At 57.5% G+C, this 19,387-nt stretch carries 18 protein-coding genes and 1 pseudogene; 16 read left to right on the top strand and 3 right to left on the bottom strand.

All coding sequences use genetic code 11. From position 1 onward, the window contains the following. The first annotated feature begins 40 nt into the window (after positions 1-40). The 5 genes from aroC (at position 41) to ACVLVH_RS07925 (ending at position 3,815) form a co-directional block, all read left to right on the top strand. Positions 41-1,126 (top strand): chorismate synthase, encoded by a 1,086-nt coding sequence (aroC, locus tag ACVLVH_RS07945; RefSeq protein WP_101763624.1) that lies wholly within the window; start codon positions 41-43, stop codon positions 1,124-1,126. A gap of 5 nt (positions 1,127-1,131) precedes the next feature. Then, entirely contained in the window at positions 1,132-1,959 is an 828-nt protein-coding gene (gene mepA / locus ACVLVH_RS07940; protein ID WP_498949158.1) for a penicillin-insensitive murein endopeptidase, read from the top strand. A gap of 133 nt (positions 1,960-2,092) precedes the next feature. After that, complete coding sequence (locus ACVLVH_RS07935; protein ID WP_498949157.1) at positions 2,093-2,890, top strand: sulfite exporter TauE/SafE family protein; 798 nt, start codon at positions 2,093-2,095, stop codon at positions 2,888-2,890. Positions 2,891-2,957: 67 nt separating this feature from the next. Then, positions 2,958-3,503 (top strand): elongation factor P hydroxylase, encoded by a 546-nt coding sequence (locus ACVLVH_RS07930; protein ID WP_101763626.1) that lies wholly within the window; start codon positions 2,958-2,960, stop codon positions 3,501-3,503. A 30-nt stretch (positions 3,504-3,533) separates the two neighbouring features. After that, complete coding sequence (locus ACVLVH_RS07925; protein ID WP_008101252.1) at positions 3,534-3,815, top strand: YfcL family protein; 282 nt, start codon at positions 3,534-3,536, stop codon at positions 3,813-3,815. Positions 3,816-3,844: 29 nt separating this feature from the next. Here the strand turns inward: ACVLVH_RS07925 and mnmC are convergent, their stop codons facing one another. Next, entirely contained in the window at positions 3,845-5,857 is a 2,013-nt protein-coding gene (gene mnmC / locus ACVLVH_RS07920) for a bifunctional tRNA (5-methylaminomethyl-2-thiouridine)(34)-methyltransferase MnmC2/FAD-dependent 5-carboxymethylaminomethyl-2-thiouridine(34) oxidoreductase MnmC1 (RefSeq protein ID WP_192411456.1), read from the bottom strand. Between the two features lie 153 nt (positions 5,858-6,010). Between mnmC and fabB the strand changes: the two genes are divergently transcribed. Both fabB and ACVLVH_RS07910 read left to right on the top strand, forming a co-directional pair. Then, complete coding sequence (gene fabB, locus ACVLVH_RS07915; protein ID WP_192411457.1) at positions 6,011-7,231, top strand: beta-ketoacyl-ACP synthase I; 1,221 nt, start codon at positions 6,011-6,013, stop codon at positions 7,229-7,231. 231 nt (positions 7,232-7,462) lie between these two features. Next, positions 7,463-8,644 (top strand): MFS transporter, encoded by a 1,182-nt coding sequence (locus tag ACVLVH_RS07910; protein WP_498949155.1) that lies wholly within the window; start codon positions 7,463-7,465, stop codon positions 8,642-8,644. Between the two features lie 115 nt (positions 8,645-8,759). Here ACVLVH_RS07910 and flk read toward each other — a convergent pair whose 3' ends face one another. Further along, entirely contained in the window at positions 8,760-9,791 is a 1,032-nt protein-coding gene (flk, locus tag ACVLVH_RS07905) for a flagella biosynthesis regulator Flk (protein WP_101763630.1), read from the bottom strand. Between the two features lie 112 nt (positions 9,792-9,903). Further along, positions 9,904-10,809, bottom strand: coding sequence for a DMT family transporter (locus tag ACVLVH_RS07900; protein WP_498949154.1), 906 nt, complete (start codon positions 10,807-10,809; stop codon positions 9,904-9,906). 94 nt (positions 10,810-10,903) lie between these two features. Here ACVLVH_RS07900 and ACVLVH_RS07895 point away from each other — a divergent pair. From ACVLVH_RS07895 to cvpA, 9 genes and pseudogenes are all read left to right on the top strand, one after another. Further along, positions 10,904-11,683 (top strand): annotated as a pseudogene (locus ACVLVH_RS07895) (AraC family transcriptional regulator). Positions 11,684-11,739: 56 nt separating this feature from the next. Next, the gene (gene pdxB / locus ACVLVH_RS07890) at positions 11,740-12,864 is read left to right on the top strand and encodes a 4-phosphoerythronate dehydrogenase PdxB (RefSeq protein ID WP_192411462.1); all 1,125 of its coding nucleotides are present in this window, start codon (positions 11,740-11,742) and stop codon (positions 12,862-12,864) included. Between the two features lie 101 nt (positions 12,865-12,965). Further along, the gene (locus ACVLVH_RS07885) at positions 12,966-13,976 is read left to right on the top strand and encodes an aspartate-semialdehyde dehydrogenase (protein ID WP_101763634.1); all 1,011 of its coding nucleotides are present in this window, start codon (positions 12,966-12,968) and stop codon (positions 13,974-13,976) included. Next, entirely contained in the window at positions 13,976-14,782 is an 807-nt protein-coding gene (gene truA, locus ACVLVH_RS07880) for a tRNA pseudouridine(38-40) synthase TruA (protein ID WP_192411463.1), read from the top strand. Before ACVLVH_RS07885 ends, truA begins: the two co-directional genes overlap by 1 nt. A 36-nt stretch (positions 14,783-14,818) precedes the next feature. Further along, on the top strand, positions 14,819-15,472 hold the full coding sequence (locus ACVLVH_RS07875; RefSeq protein WP_061717855.1) for a DedA family protein: 654 nt from the start codon (positions 14,819-14,821) through the stop codon (positions 15,470-15,472). A 132-nt stretch (positions 15,473-15,604) separates the two neighbouring features. Beyond that, positions 15,605-16,513 (top strand): acetyl-CoA carboxylase, carboxyltransferase subunit beta, encoded by a 909-nt coding sequence (gene accD / locus ACVLVH_RS07870; RefSeq protein ID WP_008105205.1) that lies wholly within the window; start codon positions 15,605-15,607, stop codon positions 16,511-16,513. Positions 16,514-16,639: 126 nt separating this feature from the next. Then, entirely contained in the window at positions 16,640-17,905 is a 1,266-nt protein-coding gene (gene folC / locus ACVLVH_RS07865) for a bifunctional tetrahydrofolate synthase/dihydrofolate synthase (protein WP_192411464.1), read from the top strand. After that, the gene (dedD, locus tag ACVLVH_RS07860) at positions 17,895-18,644 is read left to right on the top strand and encodes a cell division protein DedD (protein WP_192411465.1); all 750 of its coding nucleotides are present in this window, start codon (positions 17,895-17,897) and stop codon (positions 18,642-18,644) included. The genes folC and dedD overlap by 11 nt, the downstream gene beginning before the upstream one ends. A gap of 250 nt (positions 18,645-18,894) precedes the next feature. Next, the gene (gene cvpA / locus ACVLVH_RS07855) at positions 18,895-19,380 is read left to right on the top strand and encodes a colicin V production protein (protein WP_064739347.1); all 486 of its coding nucleotides are present in this window, start codon (positions 18,895-18,897) and stop codon (positions 19,378-19,380) included. The last annotated feature ends 7 nt before the right edge of the window (positions 19,381-19,387 follow it).

Here is a 19,387-nt window from a genome sequence, read left to right as displayed (position 1 = left end):
GGGCGAGCGCTCGCCCGCAACATCGCAACAAGGAACCAGCATGGCCGGAAACAGCATCGGACAAGTTTTTCGCGTAACCACTTTTGGCGAGTCGCATGGTATTGCGCTGGGCTGCATCGTTGACGGTGTGCCACCCGGCATTCCGCTGACGGAAGCCGACATCCAGCACGATCTCGATCGTCGTCGTCCTGGCACTTCGCGCTATACCACGCAGCGCCGCGAGCCGGATCAGGTGAAAATTTTGTCTGGCGTGTTTGAGGGCGTGACGACGGGAACCTCAATCGGTTTGCTGATTGAGAACACCGACCAGCGTTCACAGGATTACGGCACCATCAAAGATCTGTTCCGTCCTGGCCATGCCGATTATACCTACGAGCAGAAATATGGCCTGCGCGACTACCGTGGCGGCGGCCGCTCTTCGGCGCGTGAAACCGCGATGCGCGTGGCAGCAGGGGCGATTGCCAAGAAGTATCTGCAGATGAAGCATGGCATCGTGGTGCGCGGCTATCTGGCGCAGATTGGCGATGTGGCCTGCGAGCTGAAAGACTGGAGCATCGTGGAAGAGAACCCGTTCTTCTGCCCGGATGCCTCTAAACTGGAAGCGCTGGATGAGCTGATGCGCGGCCTGAAAAAAGAGGGTGACTCTATCGGCGCCAAAGTTACCGTGCTGGCAGAGAACGTGCCGCCGGGCCTGGGCGAGCCGGTATTTGATCGTCTGGATGCGGATTTAGCGCATGCGCTGATGAGCATCAACGCGGTAAAAGGCGTGGAGATCGGTGACGGTTTTGCGGTGATCAATCAGCGCGGCAGTCAACATCGCGATGAGATCCGTGCCAACGGTTTCCAGAGCAATCACGCGGGCGGCATTCTGGGCGGCATCAGCAGCGGCCAAACCATTAGCGCCAATCTGGCGATGAAACCGACCTCCAGCATCACCGTGCCAGGCAACACCATCACCCGCGAGGGTGAAGAAGTCGAGATGATCACCAAAGGTCGTCACGATCCCTGCGTCGGCATTCGCGCTGTGCCGATTGCCGAAGCGATGATGGCGATTGTGTTGATGGATCACCTGCTGCGCCAGCGTGCGCAAAACGGTGACGTCAACAGCAGCGTTCCGCGCTGGTAAACCCGATGATGCGCCGTCTGCTCATTATCTGTGCCGCGCTGCTATGCAGTGCGGCCGCCGTTGCTGCCACGCCGTGGCAGCAAATTCATCAGCCGATTGCCGGCAGCCCGCAGTCAATTGGCGGCTTCGCCAACGGCTGTATTGTGGGTGCGCAGCAGTTGCCGCTTAACTCACCCAATTATCAGGTGATGCGCCAGGATCAGCGCCGCTATTTCGGCCATCCCGATCTGATCGCCTTTATTCAGCGTCTCAGCACCCAGGTTCATCAGCTTCAGCTGGGACAAGTGCTGATTGGCGATATGGGCATGGCGGCGGGTGGACGTTTTAGCAGCGGCCACGCCAGCCATCAAACGGGTTTAGACGTCGATATCTGGCTGCAGCTGCCGAAAACCCGCTGGACGGCGCAGCAATTGCTCAAGCCGCAGCCGCTCGATCTGGTTTCTGCCGATGATAAACAGGTGATTGCGCGTCACTGGCAGCCGCAAATCGATAGCCTGATTAAACTGGCGGCGAAAGATGATGAAGTGACGCGTATCTTCGTCAATCCGGCAATCAAAAGGCAGCTTTGCGCCGATGCTGGCAGCGATCGCGCGTGGTTGAATAAAGTGCGTCCGTGGTTCGCCCATCGCGCGCACATGCACGTGCGTCTGCGTTGTCCGGCGGGGAGCCTTGAATGTGAAGACCAGGCACCTCAACCAGCGGGCGATGGCTGTGGCGCTGAGCTGGACAGCTGGTTCCTGCCGAAAAAACCAGGCAGCACGCCGCCGGTGAAGAAAACGCCGCCGCCATTGCCGCCGTCTTGCCAGGCTTTATTAGACCGTCATTTATTATAACCGTGAGAATTTGAGTTGCGGCAAGGCGGCAAGTTCGTTCATCTCCAGGAGCTTACTTAAGTAAGTGACTGGAGTGGGCGAGCGCAGCCAACGCAGCTGCAGCTCAAAGGATCGCGGTTATTTGAGGATTAAAATGGATTGGTTCGTTGTCAGCCCACTGATCATCTGTGTGCTGTTTTTTGTGGCGGTGCTGGCGGCGTTTATCGACTCCATTGCTGGTGGCGGTGGTTTACTCACCGTGCCTTCCTTATTGGCTGCTGGGCTGTCGCCGGCACAGGCGTTAGCCACCAATAAGCTGCAATCGGTCGGCGGATCGTTCTCCGCCAGCCTCTATTTCATCCGACGTGGTGCGGTGAATCTGAGCGAGCAGTGGCTGAATATCGCCATGACCTTCCTCGGCGCGATTGCTGGCACCATTCTGATTCAGCACTTACAAGCGGATGTACTGCGCCAAATCTTACCGCTGCTGCTGATCTGCATCGGTTTGTGGTTCCTGCTGATGCCGCGTTTGGGCGAAGCCGATCGCGAACGTCGTCTGCACGGTTTGCCCTATGCGCTGGTAGGCGGCGGCTGCGTCGGCTTCTACGATGGCTTTTTTGGTCCCGGCGCCGGCTCGTTCTATGCGCTGGCCTTTGTTACGCTGTGCGGCTTCAATCTGGCGAAAGCCACCGCCCACGCCAAAATCCTAAATTTCACCTCGAATTTTGGCAGTTTGCTGTTCTTTATGTTCGGCGGAAAAGTGGTGTGGGGCACCGGCGCGATTATGTTGCTCGGCGCCTTTATTGGCGCGCGCCTCGGCGCCAGGCTGGTATTGAGCCGTGGTCAGAAACTGATTCGCCCCATGGTAGTGATCGTTTCTGCGGTAATGAGCGCTAAATTGTTATGGGACAGTCACGGCGCAGAATTGATGGCCTGGCTGGCCACGCTGTAATCCAACACTCGTCAAGACCGGCTGCCAATGCGACAATGGCGCCGGTTTTTTTTTAAGATTAAAAATTATGAGTACAACACACCATTACGATCAGCTGATTACCATCTTTGATGGCTGTTTCGTTGACGATTTTCAGACCCGTCTAATTAAAGGCGACGACGAACCTATTTATCTTCCAGCGGATGAAACCTCACCGTGGAATCGCGTGGTGTTCGCGCACGGCTACTACGCCAGCGGACTGCATGAAATTTCCCACTGGTGCATTGCCGGTGAAGCGCGCCGCAAGCTGGTGGATTTTGGTTATTGGTATTGTCCGGACGGACGCGATGCGCAAACGCAGAGCCAGTTCGAATCGGTTGAGGTAAAACCGCAGGCGCTGGAGTGGTTATTCTGCGTGGCGGCGGGCTTTCCCTTCAACGTAAGTTGTGACAATCTCGAAGGCGATTGTGAGCCAGATCGCATAGCGTTTCAGCGCAAAGTGCATGCACAGGTGATGACGTATCTGCAGCAGGGCATTCCGGCACGACCAGCTCGCTTCATCGATGCACTGACGAATTATTACGGCACGCCGCCACTGACGGCGGCACAATTCCCTTGGCCGGAAGATCTGTAATCCGCGAAGGTTATAAGAAGAGAGGAAGAGATGATCGTAGAATTTGAAACCCGCATTCTGGCCCTGATTGATGACATGGTCGATCACGCCAGCGATGACGAGCTGTTTGCAGGCGGCTATCTGCGTGGTCATCTGACCCTGGCAGTGGCGGAGATTGAGCTGAGCGGTGAACACACGCCGGAAGCGCTGCAAACTCACGTCACCAACAGCCTGCAAAAAGCCATTGCTGCTGGCGAACTGTCGCCACGCGATCAGGCGCTGGTCACCGGCATGTGGGACAATCTGTTCCTGCAGGCACGTCAAACCGCTTAACGTCTCGGGGCGATCGCTCGCCCCGCAGATTATCGACCCGCTTTTTTACCCTTCAGCAGTTTTCGCACCCAATAGCGATTCGGACTCATCGCCGCCAGCGTGGCTGCATCCAGCGGCTGCGGTTCGCCGCTCATCTGCGCCGCCAGCACTTCGGCCGCCAGCGGTGCGCTGCACAAACCACGCGAACCTAATGCGCCCAACACAAACAAACCGTTATGCACCGGCGCATCGGCTACGCTTGCACCGCGCGCACACTGTTCTGGCAGATCGGCGTATTGCGTGAGTGTCGCTTCATAATCTGGCGCGCTGCCGCTCATCGGCAGATGATCGCGCGTGGCACAGCGCACGCCGTTGCGCGCCTGGTTATCGGACACATCAACCTGTTGCGGCCATTGGCTCTGCGGCAGACAGTTAATCAGCCGTTGGCGATTCTCCTGCTGATCGTCGGCGCGGAAATCTGTGGCGGTATCGCCGCGATGATAGCTGGCGCCGATGCAATGGGTGGCGAAGTTCGGGCTGACCGGCGTGAGATAGCCGTCGTAACACAGCACGGTGCGCAGCGCACCCAACGACGTATTAGTCGGCGCGTGGCTCACTTGTCCCGCCACCGCGTACACCGGCAGCGTTTTGCTGTGCTCAAGTTCCAGCAACGCGTGACCATTCGCCAGCACCACTTGGGAATGCTGCACCGGCGGCTGCTCGCTAAAGTGCAGCGTCCAGCGATCTTCATCGCGCGTTAATTGCGTGACGCGATGCAGCCAGTGCAGGCGTAATCCCCGCGATTGCGCGTACTCCAGCAGATTGCTGGTCAGTTGTGCAGGCGACAACCAGCCGCCTTGCGGATAAAAAATCCCGCCGACATCAAGTTCAACGCCCGCCAGCTGTTGCGCTTCTTCTTTATTAACACCGTACGCGATGTCATGCGGCAGTGCCATGTTGAGCATCTGCGCAATTTTCTCCGCGCTTTTATCATCCCACCCCAGCTGCAACACGCCGCTCCAGTCATGTTCAAACTCCACTGGCAGCCGATCGTACAGACGTCGGGCAAAACCAAAAGCGGCCGGGAAGAAGGTGGCCAGCGCGGGATCGTGCTGATTCAGCAGCGGATAGAGCGCGCCCTGACGATTGCCGGATGCGCCCAGCGCGGGCGCGTCATCGGCGCAGTAGAGCGTTACGCGCCAACCGCGTCGCAGCAGCGCCAGCGCCAATACTGCGCTGGCGACGCCGCCGCCAATCAGCGCCACTTCATTGCTGCCTGCCGGCGGGCGCGCATACCACGGTTGGCTGTGCGGCAATGCAGCGGCTTGCTCCAGCACGCCGACCAGCATTTCACGCTTGTGACCAAAGCCTTTGCGCTTCTGCATACTGAAACCGGCGTCCTGCAACCCGCGTCGCACAAACCCCGACGCGGTAAAAGTCGCCAGCGTGCCGCCCGGCCGGGCGAGGCGCGCCATCGCGGCGAACAGCGCTGGCGTCCACATCTCAGGATTTTTTGCCGGCGCGAAGCCATCAAGGAACCACGCATCCACCTGACGATTGAGGCTGTCATCAAAGGTGTGAATTAGCGCGTTAATATCACCAAGCCAGAGGTCCAGCGTGACTTCGCCGCCGTTGAACAGCAGGCGCTGACAACCCGGCAGCGCCTGCGGCCACTGCTGTTGCAGCTGTTCGGCCCACGGCTTTAGCTCCGGCCAATGGGCATGCGCAGCCACCAGATCGGCGTGCGTCAGCGGGAATTTCTCGCAGCTGATGAAGTGCAGACGCTGCAAAGTGGCGTTGGGTTGCTCATTGCGGAAGCGATCGAAGGCTTGCCACAGGGTGAGAAAGTTCAGACCAGTCCCAAAACCGCTCTCGGCGACAATAAATAAATCGCGTGAATGTTCAGCAAAACGGTGCGGAATATGGTTGCCATCGAGGAACACATAGCGCGTTTCCTCCAGTCCATTATCGTTGGAGAAATAGACGTCGCCGAACGCTCGGGACACAGGTGTACCCTGTTCATTCCAGTTTATTTGGGCGTGTTCAACCGGGGTTAATTTCACGGGAAAGGCTCATATTTCAGGCAGTGGCGCGAGTTTAGCGATAGACGTCACATGACGCAAATTTACAAAGGGAAATGGCTGATCGGACTTGTTCGGCTTACAACTGTACGCTAGAGTGCACCACATCCAAATATGTGGAACGAGGATTATTGAATGAAACGTGCAGTGATTACTGGCCTGGGTATTGTTTCCAGCATTGGTAATAACCAGCAAGAAGTGCTGGCTTCTCTGCGTGAAGGCCGTTCCGGTATTACTTTCTCTGAAGAGATGAGAGATGCCGGTATGCGCAGCCACGTATGGGGCAACGTCAAACTGGATACCAACGGGCTCATCGATCGCAAAATCGTGCGTTTTATGAGTGATGCCTCTATTTATGCCTACCTTTCAATGGCCGAAGCGATCAAAGACTCTGGCCTGACTGAAGAACAGTATCAGCAAAACCCACGTGTGGGTTTGATTGCCGGTTCTGGCGGCGGTTCTCCGCGTTATCAGGTATTTGGTGCTGACGCCATGCGTAGCCCACGCGGCCTGAAAGCGGTCGGTCCTTATGTGGTGACCAAGGCGATGGGTTCAGGCGTTTCTGCTTGCCTGGCAACCCCGTTCAAAATTCACGGCGTGAACTACTCCATCAGTTCAGCCTGTGCTACTTCTGCACACTGCATCGGTAACGCGGTTGAGCAGATTCAGCTGGGTAAACAGGACATTGTGTTTGCTGGCGGCGGTGAAGAGCTGAGCTGGGAAATGGCCTGTGAGTTCGATGCGATGGGCGCACTGTCGACCAAATACAACGAAACGCCAGAAAAAGCCTCACGTACTTACGATGCCAACCGTGACGGTTTCGTCATTGCCGGCGGCGGCGGTATGGTGGTGGTTGAAGAGCTGGAGCACGCTCTGGCACGTGGTGCACACATTTATGCTGAGATCGTGGGCTACGGCGCAACCTCAGATGGCGCAGACATGGTAGCTCCTTCAGGCGAAGGCGCAGTGCGCTGCATGAAGATGGCGATGCAAGGTCTGGATACCCCAATCGATTACCTCAACACCCACGGCACTTCTACGCCGGTTGGTGATGTGAAAGAGCTGGGTGCGATTCGCGAAGTGTTCGGCGATAACTGCCCATCACTGTCTGCCACTAAAGCCATGACCGGTCATTCACTGGGTGCGGCGGGCGTGCAGGAAGCGATCTACACCTTGCTGATGCTGGAGCACGGTTTCATCGCGCCAAGCATCAACGTGGAAGAGCTGGATGAAGCGGGCAAAGGTCTGAACATCGTGACCAAACCGACTGATAAAGCACTGACCACCGTGATGTCCAACAGCTTTGGTTTCGGCGGGACTAACGCCACTCTGACCATGCGTAAGTATCATGCGTAAGCTGCCAGCATAATCCCGTAGGATCGCTATTCATGGCGACCTAATTATGCTAGCAATATCACAAGGGCCGGTTATCCGGCCCTTGTTGTTTTGACATTCCACCTTCAGCTTGCCTACACTCCCACTCCATACGAAACAAAATTATCGCTTTTAGCTTAGTGTGAACCAAATATCCCGTTTCTGTTTTGGCAGCAAGCGCGTGTCTGGTTATTACAAGGAGTTCGACCCACCATGACCACGACTGCTGACGCGCAGGCGCAATCCGTTATGCCGCTGGCCTGCACCTCCTTTGCGGTATTCCTCACCTATCTGACCGCTGGCCTCGCGCTGCCGGTCATCCCGCTGTATGTCCATCATGAACTCGGTATGAGCAACCTGATGGTTGGCGTGGCAGTGGGAATACAGTTCTTCGCCACGCTGTTGACGCGTAGCTTTGCCGGGCGTCGAGCCGATCAACACGGTGCGAAACTCACCACCCAGCACGGCATGCTGGCCATCGCGCTGGTGGGCGTGGCGTATCTGGCGGCGGTGTTGTTACCGGTTTCTCCGTGGACGAAGTTTGGTTTGTTGGCAGTGGGGCGCTTGCTGTTGGGATTCGGCGAAAGCCTGCTGCTGACCGGCAATTTGACCTGGGGCATGGGATTGGTGGGCAGCAAACGTTCCGGATTAGTGATGTCATGGAACGGCATGGCGATTTATGGATCGCTGGCGGCTGGCGCACCGCTCGGCTTGCTGATCAATCAGAACGGCGGCTTTGCTGCTCTCGGCGCGGTTGCGCTGCTGTTGCCGCTGCTGTCGCTGGCGATTAATGGCTGGATCCGCAAAGTGCCGGTGGTGGGCGGCGAGCGGCCATCGCTGCTTAGCGTAGTGAAAACCATCTTTCAGCCGGGACTGGCGCTGGCGCTGCAGGGCACCGGTTTTGCGGTGATCGGCACCTTTACGTCACTCTATTTTGCTGCGGAAAACTGGGGCAATGCCGGTTTCGCGCTGACCGCCTTCGGCTGTGCGTTTGTGCTGGTGCGCGTATTCTTCGGCGGCTTGCCGGATCGTCACGGCGGCGTAAAAGTGGCGATGGTTTCCTTGCTGGTGGAAACCGCCGGTCTGCTGCTACTGGCGTTCGCCACTTCTGGCTGGATGGCGCTGATTGGCGCGGCTTTGACCGGCTGCGGCTGCTCGCTGATCTTCCCGGCGCTGGGCGTTGAAGTGATTAAACGCGTATCGCCACAGATTCGCGGCACCGCGCTTGGCGGTTTCTCTGCATTTCAGGATATCGCGTACGGTGCCAGCGGCCCGTTGACCGGCTTACTGGCGACGGCGCTGGGTTACGGCTCGGTCTATGTCGCGGGAGCCTGTTGTGCGGCGCTGGGCATTCTGGTTACCTGGAGCTTTGCGCGGGCTGCGACAACAGCGTAACCAGCTTATCGCAGGCGCTGACAATCTCCCCGGGTGTCAGCGCCGCAAAGCCCAGTCGCTGGCTAACTGGCAGCTGGACGGCAATTCTCGCCACGCCCGCTGCCAACTGTGGCTGCTAAATAAACAGCCACAGCAGGAAGATAAACAGGAAGATGCCGACAATCAGCGTTAACGCCGGGCGCTGCGCCAGCGGCTGCGGCAGCATCTGGATAAACGGCGACCAGATTGGCTGCGGCCGAATTTCGCTATCGGCCAGCGGCTGTTCGTGCAGTTTCTCGGCGCGGCGGCTAAACAGCAGATTCAGCAGATCCTGCGTCTGCGCTGGCGTCAGCACGGTGGTCGGCAGCGCCTGGAAACGTTGCTGGCTGTAATCTTCCAGCAGCCGCTGCTCATCATGGGTTAACGGCTGGCGCAGTGAGGTTTCCAGCATCTGTAAGGTTGGCGCACTGTGCTGAGCCAGCGTCTGGCGCACCTGCAAATATTGCGTCAGCAGCGGGAAGTGGCGTGAGGGAATCGGATCGCCACTTTTCAGATTCACCAGCTTCAGCGTATCGGCCAGCAGTTTCACCGGCGATTCACCGGTTTTCGCCGCAAGGCGCGTCACCTGCTGATTCAGCGACTGCTGTTCTGCCGGCAACAAGCTGCGATCGGACACGCGCGTTTGCTGCGGCTGCGGGATCGCCATCTGACCGTTTTGCAACATGGTCAGCACCTGACGCAGCTGATCCTGCGACAACGCGCTCAACACCGTTTGGTTAAACTGCTGACGAATAAAATCGCTCACCGCCTGACGATTATTGCCCTGCGGCAATTTTTCCAGCAGCTGTTGCAGCAGCTGGCGCGTAGCAAGACTGTTTTGCACCTGGGTTAAGCGACCGTTGAGATGCTGCTCCGCCGCCGGGAAGTGGCGCGATTGCAGCTCCGCCTCACTCTTCACCCCGACTTCATGCCGCACGCCAGCCCAGAGTTCCGGCGCTTTTAGCGTACTCAAAGACATAATGCGAACAATCAGACGTTCCAGCGTGGTGCGCTGGGCAGGAGAGAGCGGCTGCTCACCGGCTGGACCGCCAGGTCGCGTTGGGCCAGTGGCCTGAGATAAAGGGGAACGATCGCCCGCGGGCACACCGGGACCGCTGAGAGGTTGCATGGCGGAATCCTTGAAAACGGGTCAGATCCGGGTGCGCCGGAAAAAAGAGGCCACATCATAGCAAAAGCCCCCAGGAAATCCACGGGGGCTGCGGCCTTTCCGGATAATAAAATCAGGCGGCGGGATCGGGAAGGTTCGCGCTGCGCGGCTTACACAGCGGGGTTTTCAGCCGTTGCGCCAGAATAACACCGACTAATGTCATACCACCGCCAATCCAGTGATAGCCATGCAGCTGCTCATGCAGGAACATCACGGCAATAATGGCCGTAAACGCCGGTACGAAGTTCATAAAAATGCTGGTGGTGCTGGCGCCCAGACGCTGCACGCCAAGGATCCACAGGAACGGCGCGATGATCGACGCAAACAGCCCGGCATACAGCACCAGCGGCAGATTGTGCTCGTTGAGCGTGACATCCGGCGCGCGCAGGAAGCCAGGCAGCAACAGCAGTACGCCAAAGAAAATCTGCACATACAGGCTTTGCCAGGTCGGCAGCGGAATCGCCCAACGTTTGGTCAGCACGCCGTACAAGGCGTACGAGGTCGATGCTGCCAGCATCATCAATTCGCCATTGCCGAGCCGTTGATTTAGCAACTGTGCCGGGTTGCCTTCGCTCACCAGCCATACCAAACCGGCGAACGACAACACGCCGCCAATCAGAATGCCGCGCGTCGGCGCGAGGCGCAGCACAACCAGACTGAGCAGGATGGTCAGCAGCGGAATGGTCGCGCCGAGAATTCCCATCATCACCGCAGAAACGCTGTGCGCCGCGTAATAGGCGAGACTTTGATACAGCACCATGCCAAGCAGACCCAGGAACAGCAATCGCCAGCCGTTGGCTTTAATGGTGTGACGATGGCGCCACACGCCCGGCAGGCAAAACGGTGTTAGTACTACCAGCGCCAGCAGCCAGCGATAGAAGGAGATCGCCGCAGGATCGATACTTCCCGCCGAGAGTTTGCTGACGATAGTGTTGATCGACCAGATCAATACCGCGATCAGCGGAAACAGTAAATTCATGATACAGCTCCTCAGATAATCGCGAATAGTTTACGTTTGACCGGTTTAAAGCAGATAGTTAAAATCGGACAATATTTGTTAGTGACCGGACAGAATGAATCTACAAGTCGAATACCAGCCGCCGATTGATGCGCCTTTGCTGCGCTTCTTCATGCGTTATGACGAGGTCAACGCCAAAACCGAATACCTCACCCATGCGCATGATTGGGGCCAGGTGATTTTCGTCACCAGCCACGTGCTGGAGATGGAAGTGGAGGGCGAACGTCTGCTGACGCCCGCAGATATCCCAATCTGGATTCCGGCCGGCCATCGTCACAGCAGCTACAACCACAACGAAGCGCGTTTTCGCACCTTTAATCTTGCCGCCGATCTCTGCGCGGGCCTGCCGGATAAAGCCTGTTTATTGCATGTTGATGCCATTGGCCACGCCATCATGAATGATTTTGCCCGCCGTGAACTGGAGCAGCCGCAAACGCAAGCCGACTGGCGCATGTGTGAAGTGTTGATCGATCGCCTGCGTCTGGCGCCGGTGCATAACAGCTATTTGCCGATGTCGGATGACAAATTCCTCGCGCCGATTCTGCGCGCGCTCGAAGCGCATCCCGGCGATAACACCACGCTGGCACAATGGGCGAAGCGCGTGTTCACCACCGAGCGTACGCTAGCGCGACGCTGTCAGCAGCAGTTGAATATGTCATTCAGCGAGTGGCGGCAGCGTTTACGCTTTCTGCGTGCTATCGCGCTGCTGGAGTAGGGTTGCAGCGTGCAGGGCATCGCTCACGAGCTGGGTTACAGCTCGGCGTCGGCGCTCATTGTGATGTTCCAGCAGCAGGCCGGTACCACGCCCGATCGCTATCGTAGTCGGTTAGGTTAATCCCCGGCTTTATGGCAAAATACGCGCCTTAAATTTTTGCAGACAGGACCGCCGCAGTGAAAATTCTCGTCGATGAAAATATGCCTTATGCCCGTGAACTCTTCAGCCGCACCGGCGATGTGCTCGCGGTGCCGGGACGTCCGTTGCCGGAAGCTGAGCTGCAGGACGCCAGCGGATTGATGGTGCGTTCCGTCACCAAAGTGAATGCGGCACTGCTGGCCGGTACGCCGGTGAAGTTTGTCGGCACCGCGACCGCCGGCACCGATCACATTGATGAAGCATCACTGGCGGCGGCAGGCATCAGCTTCTCTGCGGCGCCTGGCTGTAATGCCATTGCGGTGGTGGAGTATGTGTTCTCCTCGCTGCTGCTGCTGGCGGAGCGCGATGGTTTTGCACTGCGCGATCGCACGGTGGGCATCGTTGGCGTGGGGAATGTTGGCGGCCGCCTGCAGAAGCGTCTGCAAGCCTGGGGCGTGAAAACGCTGCTGTGCGATCCACCGCGCGCCGATCGTGGCGATCAGGAAACCTTCCATTCGCTGGATGATCTGGTGGCGCAAGCCGACATCCTGACCTTCCACACGCCGCTGTTTAAAGATGGCCCATATAAAAGCTGGCATTTGGCCGATGCGGTGCTGCTGATGGCGCTCAAACCCAACACTATTCTGATCAACGCCTGCCGCGGTGCGGTGGTAGATAACGCGGCGCTGCAGGCAGTGCTGAAGATGCGCCACGATCTTAGCGTGGTATTGGATGTGTGGGAGCCGGAGCCGGATCTGTCGCTCGATCTGCTGGATAAAGTGGATATCGCCACCGCCCATATCGCTGGCTACACGCTGGAAGGTAAAGCGCGCGGCACCACGCAAGTGTTTGAAGCCTGGTGCGACTTTATCGGCCAGCCGCAGCAGGTGGCGTTGGAAAGCCTGCTGCCGGCACCTGAATTCGGTTCTGTCACTCTGCGCGGCAAACTCGATCAGCCAACGCTAAAACGCTTAGTGCATCTGGTGTATGATGTGCGCCGCGATGATGCGCCACTGCGTAAAGTGGCGGCAAAGCCAGGCGAGTTTGATCGCCTGCGCAAGCAATATCAAGAGCGTCGTGAGTGGTCATCGCTGCAGGTGCATTGCGATGATGCGGAGACGGCGGCGATGCTCAATCAGCTTGGCTTCCGCGCCAGTTTGTAAAGAAATTTCAATCACCTGCACTATTGCGGGGGATAATTCCTAAATCTCGGGCGATGTTTTCATCGCCTTCTGTTTTTGTGTCAATCTCTGGAGTAACCAACATGTCTGACGGCTGGAATATCGCGCTTTTGGGCGCAACAGGCGCAGTAGGGAACGCTGTACTGGAACTGCTGGCTGAACGCCAGTTCCCGGTTGGTGAGTTGTATTTGCTGGCGAGTGAAAACGGTGCCGGTGAGAACAAACGTTTTGAGGGACGTACCGTGCTGGTGCAGGACGTGGCCGAATTTGACTGGACGCAAGTGCAGCTGGCGTTCTTCACTGCGGGTCGTGAAGCCTCGGCGCGCTATGCCGAAGAAGCCGCCAGCCAGGGGTGTCTGGTGATCGATAGCAGCGATCTGTTTGCGCTCGAACCGGATGTGCCGCTGGTGGTGCCGGATGTGAATCCACAGGTGCTGGCAGATTACCGCAATCGCAACATCATTACCGTTGCCGACAGCCTGGTAAGCCAGCTGCTGTGCTCAATCAAACCGCTGGTGGATCTGGCTGGTCTGAGCCGTTTGCAGGTTACCAACCTGATTGCGGCCTCAAGCCATGGTAAAGCGGCGGTTGATGGTTTGGCCGGTGAAAGTGCGCGTTTGCTGAACGGCGTGCCGGCGGAAACGCACTATTTTGGCCGCCAGCTGGCGTTCAACATTTTGCCGCTGCTGGCGGACAGCAATGGCAGCGTCGAGAGCGAACGTCGCGTGGTTGAGCAGGTACGTAAAGTGCTGCAGGACGAAGGTTTGCCGATCGCGGTAAGCAGCGTGCAGGCGCCGGTGTTCTACGGCAATGCGCAGATCGTACACGTGGAGAATCTGCGTCCGCTCTCTGCAGAAGAAGCGCGCGATGAACTGGGCCGCTCCGGTGATATCAACCTGACTGAAGAGAGCGATTACCCCACGCAGGTGGGCGATGCGTCCGGCAGCGACGTGCTGAGCATTGGCTGCGTGCGCAATGATTACGGCATCCCAGAGCTGCTGCAGTTCTGGTCTGTGGCAGATAACATCCGTTTCGGCGGTGCACTGATGGCGGTGAAAACGGCTGAGAAACTGGTGCAGGAGTATTTCTATTAATGTTGCCTGAAGGGAAAACGCTTAAGCTGGCGTTGGGTATTGAATACGATGGCAGCCGTTATTACGGCTGGCAGCGGCAAAATGAAGTGCGCAGCGTGCAGGAAAAGCTGGAAAAGGCGTTGTCGAAAGTGGCCGATCATCCGGTGGTGGTGTTCTGCGCGGGCCGTACCGATGCTGGTGTGCATGGCACCGGACAAGTGGTGCATTTCGAAACCACCTCACCGCGTGCTGACGCAGCCTGGACGTTGGGCGTGAATGCCAATCTGCCCGATGACATCGCGGTGCGCTGGGTGAAAGCGGTGCCGGACGACTTTCATGCGCGTTTTAGCGCCACGGCACGCCGCTATCGCTACGTGATTTACAACCATCGGCTGCGTCCAGCGATTCTGGGCAATGGCATTACCCATTATTACCATCCGCTGGATGCAGATAAGATGCAGCGCGCTGGTCAGGCGCTGATTGGCGAGAATGACTTCACTTCGTTCCGTGCGGTGCAGTGTCAGTCACGCACGCCGTGGCGCAACGTGATGCATCTCAACGTCACGCGTCATGGGCCGTATGTGGTGGTGGATATCAAAGCCAATGCATTTGTGCATCACATGGTGCGTAACATTGTCGGCAGCCTGATGGAAATCGGCACCGGCAACCAGCCGGAAGAGTGGATGGCGACGCTGCTCGCGGCCAAAGATCGTAAGCTGGCGGCGGCGACCGCCAAAGCCGAGGGGCTTTATCTGGTAGCGGTGGATTATCCATCCCACTTTGCATTACCTCAGCCTGCGTTGGGACCGTTGTTCCTCGCGGATTAACCGTTAATTGTTGGGTGTTAGGGGAGTTGTGGTTATATGGATTTCATCCACTTTTTAGTCGATTTTATTCTGCATATTGATGTGCATTTGGCCGAGCTGGTGGCGCAGTACGGCATCTGGATTTACGCCATTCTGTTCCTGATTCTGTTTTGTGAAACGGGTTTGGTGGTCACGCCGTTCCTGCCAGGCGATTCCCTGCTGTTTGTTGCCGGTGCGCTGGCGGCCTTGCCGGGTAACGATCTCAACGTGCACCTGATGGTAACGCTGTTGGTGATCGCTGCCATCCTGGGTGATGCGGTGAACTACACGATTGGGCGTCTGTTCGGCGAGAAGCTGTTCAGCAATCCGAACTCGAAAATTTTCCGTCGCAGTTATTTGGATAAAACCCACGCGTTCTACGATCGCCACGGCGGCAAAACCATTATACTTGCGCGCTTTGTACCAATCGTGCGAACCTTTGCCCCCTTTGTGGCGGGGATGGGACACATGTCTTATCGCCACTTCGCGCTCTACAATGTGACGGGCGCACTGCTGTGGGTGCTGCTGTTCTCTTACGCCGGTTATCTGTTTGGCGACCTGCCGATTGTGCAGGAGAACCTGAAGCTGCTGATTGTCGGCATCATCGTGGTTTCGATACTGCCAGGCGTAATTGAAGTGTGGCGTCATCGCCGCCAGCAGAAGTCGCAGTAAGCTCGTTACCAGATTTTTATCCACAGCGTGAACGGGTTGTGGTTTAATGAGCGACATTTACGGCCTGCTGAAGGTGATTTCAGCAGCAATGAGAAGACTGGACCAGGTCAGCATTAAATAGAAAGGTCATCAATGAGCTGGATTGAACGCATACTGAATAAAAGCACTGCCACGCCAACGCGCAAAGCCAGCATCCCGGAAGGGGTGTGGACCAAGTGCGATAGTTGTGGGCAGGTGCTGTACCGCGCCGAGCTGGAGCGTAACCTCGAGGTCTGCCCGAAGTGCGACCATCACATGCGCATGCACGCCCGTGAGCGTCTGCATAGCATGCTGGATGAAGGTTCGCTGGTTGAGCTGGGCAGCGAGCTGGAACCGAAAGATCTGCTGAAGTTCCGCGACTCGAAGAAGTATAAAGACCGTTTGGTCGCCGCACAGAAAGACACCGGTGAGAAAGATGCGCTGGTGGCGATGAAAGGCACGCTGCACGGCATGCCAATTGTCGCTGTGGCCTTTGAGTTCTCCTTTATGGGCGGCTCAATGGGTTCAGTGGTTGGCGCGCGCTTTGTGCGTGGCGTTGAGCAGGCGTTGGAAGACAACTGCCCACTGATCTGCTTCTCCGCGTCAGGCGGTGCACGTATGCAGGAAGCGCTGCAGTCGCTGATGCAGATGGCGAAAACCAGTGCGGCACTGGCGAAAATGCAGGAGCGCGGCTTGCCGTATATCTCCGTGCTGACTGACCCAACCATGGGCGGCGTTTCAGCCAGCTTCGCGATGCTGGGCGATCTCAACGTGGCGGAACCGAAAGCGCTGATTGGCTTTGCCGGTCCACGCGTTATCGAGCAGACCGTGCGTGAAAAACTGCCGCCGGGCTTTCAGCGCAGTGAGTTCCTGATCGAGAAAGGCGCGATCGACATGATCATCCGTCGTCCGGAAATGCGCTTTAAGCTGGCAAGCCTGCTGGCGAAAATGATGAACCTGCCAGCGCCGCAGCTGGATGGTGATCAGCCAAATGTGGCTGAGCCGGAGAGCAACGAAGCCTGACAGGCAACGGAATGAGGCAGTAATGTTTCCTTCCTCCAATGCACCGTCTACATAGAATACTTAAGGTTGCATCCAACGTGGTCCGCGACCTTAAGTTACTCGATGTATTGATTTTGAACGGGACACATGGACAAATCTCTTCCTCAAGCCACGTCGCCTTTGGCCACGTGGCTTCATTATCTTGAGCATCTGCATTCGCAGGCCATTGAACTGGGTCTGGATCGTATTCAACGCGTCGCCGCACGCCTCGACCTGCTCAAACCCGCTCCTTTTGTCTTCACCGTCGCCGGCACCAACGGCAAAGGCACCACCTGCCGCACGCTGGAAACGCTATTGATGGCCGCGGGCTATCGCGTGGGCGTTTACAGCTCGCCACATCTGGTGCGTTACACCGAACGTGTACGGGTGCAGGGCGCTGAACTGGATGAAGCGCAGCACAGCGCCAGTTTTGCCGCGATTGAAGCCGGGCGCGGTGATATTTCGCTCACCTATTTTGAGTTCGGCACCTTGTCGGCCTTCAATCTGTTCCGCGCGGCGAATCTCGACGTGGTGATCCTTGAAGTCGGCCTGGGCGGACGTCTTGATGCCACCAATATTGTCGATGCCGACGTGGCAGTGATCACCAGCATCGCGCTCGACCACACCGATTGGCTGGGTCCGGATCGTGAAAGTATCGGCCGGGAAAAAGCCGGCGTGTTCCGCGCAGGTAAACCAGCAATTGTCGGTGAAGCCGATATGCCGGGCACCATCGCCGACGTTGCAGCGGAGAAGGGCGCGGTGTTGCTGCAGCGCAATCGCGACTGGCAGTGGCAGCAAACGGGTACCAGCTGGACGTTGCAGGATGCGCACGGCGAGCTGCGCGATTTACCGCTGCCGCAGGTGCCGTTACCCAATGCCGCCACCGCGCTGACCGCGCTGCGTGCGTCGGGTTTAACGGTAAGCGAAGCGATTATTCGTCAGCATCTGCCGCTGGCGATTTTGCCGGGGCGCTTCCAGACCGTCAGCGAAGCGCCGCGCGTCATTCTCGATGTGGCGCACAATCCGCATGCCGCTTATTATCTGGCTTCGCGTCTGGCTGAAGAGCCGCACAGCGGTGAAGTGCATGCGGTGGTCGGCATGCTGCACGACAAAGATATCGCGGGCACGCTGGCGGCGCTGGCACCACAGGTTGATCGCTGGTACTGCGCGCCGCTCGACGGTCCGCGCGGTGCCTCCGCCGATGAGCTGCTGGCTCATCTGGACGGCGGTGTGGCTTACAGCAACGTTGATGCAGCCTGGCAAGCGGCGCGTCAGCAGGCGCGTCCCGAAGATGTGATTCTGGTGTGTGGCTCTTTCCACACCGTAGCGCAGGTTATGGAATCGATGGCAGCGGAGAACGGCAGTGGCAAGTAAGTTCCAAAATCGCTTAGTCGGTACGGTCATTCTGGTGGCGATTGGTGTCATCGTCTTGCCCGGCCTACTGGACGGTAAGAAGAAACATTATAAAGAAGAGTTCGCCGCCATTCCGCTGGTGCCAAAACCGGACGATCAGCAGGATAGCGAAATGGTGCCGCCGGTGACGCAACCCTTGCCGGCGCAGCCGCCGGAAGGGGCGGGCGCGGCCCAGAATCAGAACGGTGGTAAAACCGCCACTAACGGCAGCGCGCAGCCCACGCAGAATAGCGAGCCCAGCGTGGTTACGCCGCCGCCGGTGCATCAGCAAGTGCAACCGAAACCGGTGGAACAGCCGAAGCCAAAAGCGGTCGAGCAGCCGAAACCGAAGCCGGTTGAACAGCCAAAGCCAAAACCGGTGGAGCAACCGAAGCCGAAGCCCGTCGAGCAGCCGAAACCGGTAGAGCAGGCGAAACCGGTGGAAACGCCGAAGCAGAGCGAACCCGCAGCGCCAGCTGGTCAGGCATTTGTGGTGCAGCTCGGAGCGCTGAAGAATGCGGCGAAAGTGAGCGAGATTGTGGCGCAACTGCGTCTTTCCGGTTATCGCGCCTTTACCGTGCCGTCTACGCCGGTGCAGGGACAAATCACCCGCATTTACGTCGGTCCGGATGCCAATAAAGCGAAGCTGCAAGGCTCGCTGAGTGAGTTGCAAAGCATCTCCGGCCTCGGTGGCGTGGTGAAACCGTATAGCGCGCGATAACGCGCTGATAAGCCGCGCCAATAGCAGAAAAAGGCGCGGCTTTACAAAGTTTTTGTAGCGAAGCGCGACAGGAAAATCATTGAATATCAGTGGATTAAATCACTGATAATACACAGGGCGAGGAAAGTTTTTTTCATCGCCCTTTTTGCGGAAACAGAACCGGAAAACCCTACGCAAACGTTTTCTTTTTCTGTTAGAATGCGCCCCGAACTGGATGCAGGGGTGCGATAGCACTGGGCTGGAAGAGTTCATGATCTGGATTGATTACGTCATTATTGCGGTAGTTGGTTTTTCGGCTCTGGTCAGCCTGATTCGCGGGTTTGTCCGGGAAGCCTTATCTCTCGTTACCTGGGGATGCGCGTTTTTTGTCGCCAGTCATTATTACGCCTACCTTGCAGTCTGGTTTACAGGTTTTGACGACGAACTGGTTCGCAACGGCATCGCTATCGCGGTGTTGTTTGTTGCCACCCTGATTGTGGGTGCCATCGTGAACTATGTGATCGGCTCGCTGGTTGAAAAAACCGGCTTGTCGGGAACCGACAGGGTGTTGGGTGTCTGTTTCGGGGCGTTGCGCGGTGTGCTGATCGTGTCTGCTATGCTGTTCTTTCTCGATACATTCACCGGCTTTTCTAAAAGCCCGGACTGGCAACAGTCGCAACTCATTCCCCAGTTCAGTTACATCATCAGGTGGTTTTTCGATTACCTGAAAAGCACGTCGAGTTTTTTACCCCGGTGACACCATC

This window comes from Kluyvera sp. 1366 (assembly GCF_054823405.1).
Note: the sequence above shows the minus strand (reverse complement) of the source record. Positions and strands in the feature narration are given on the sequence as shown.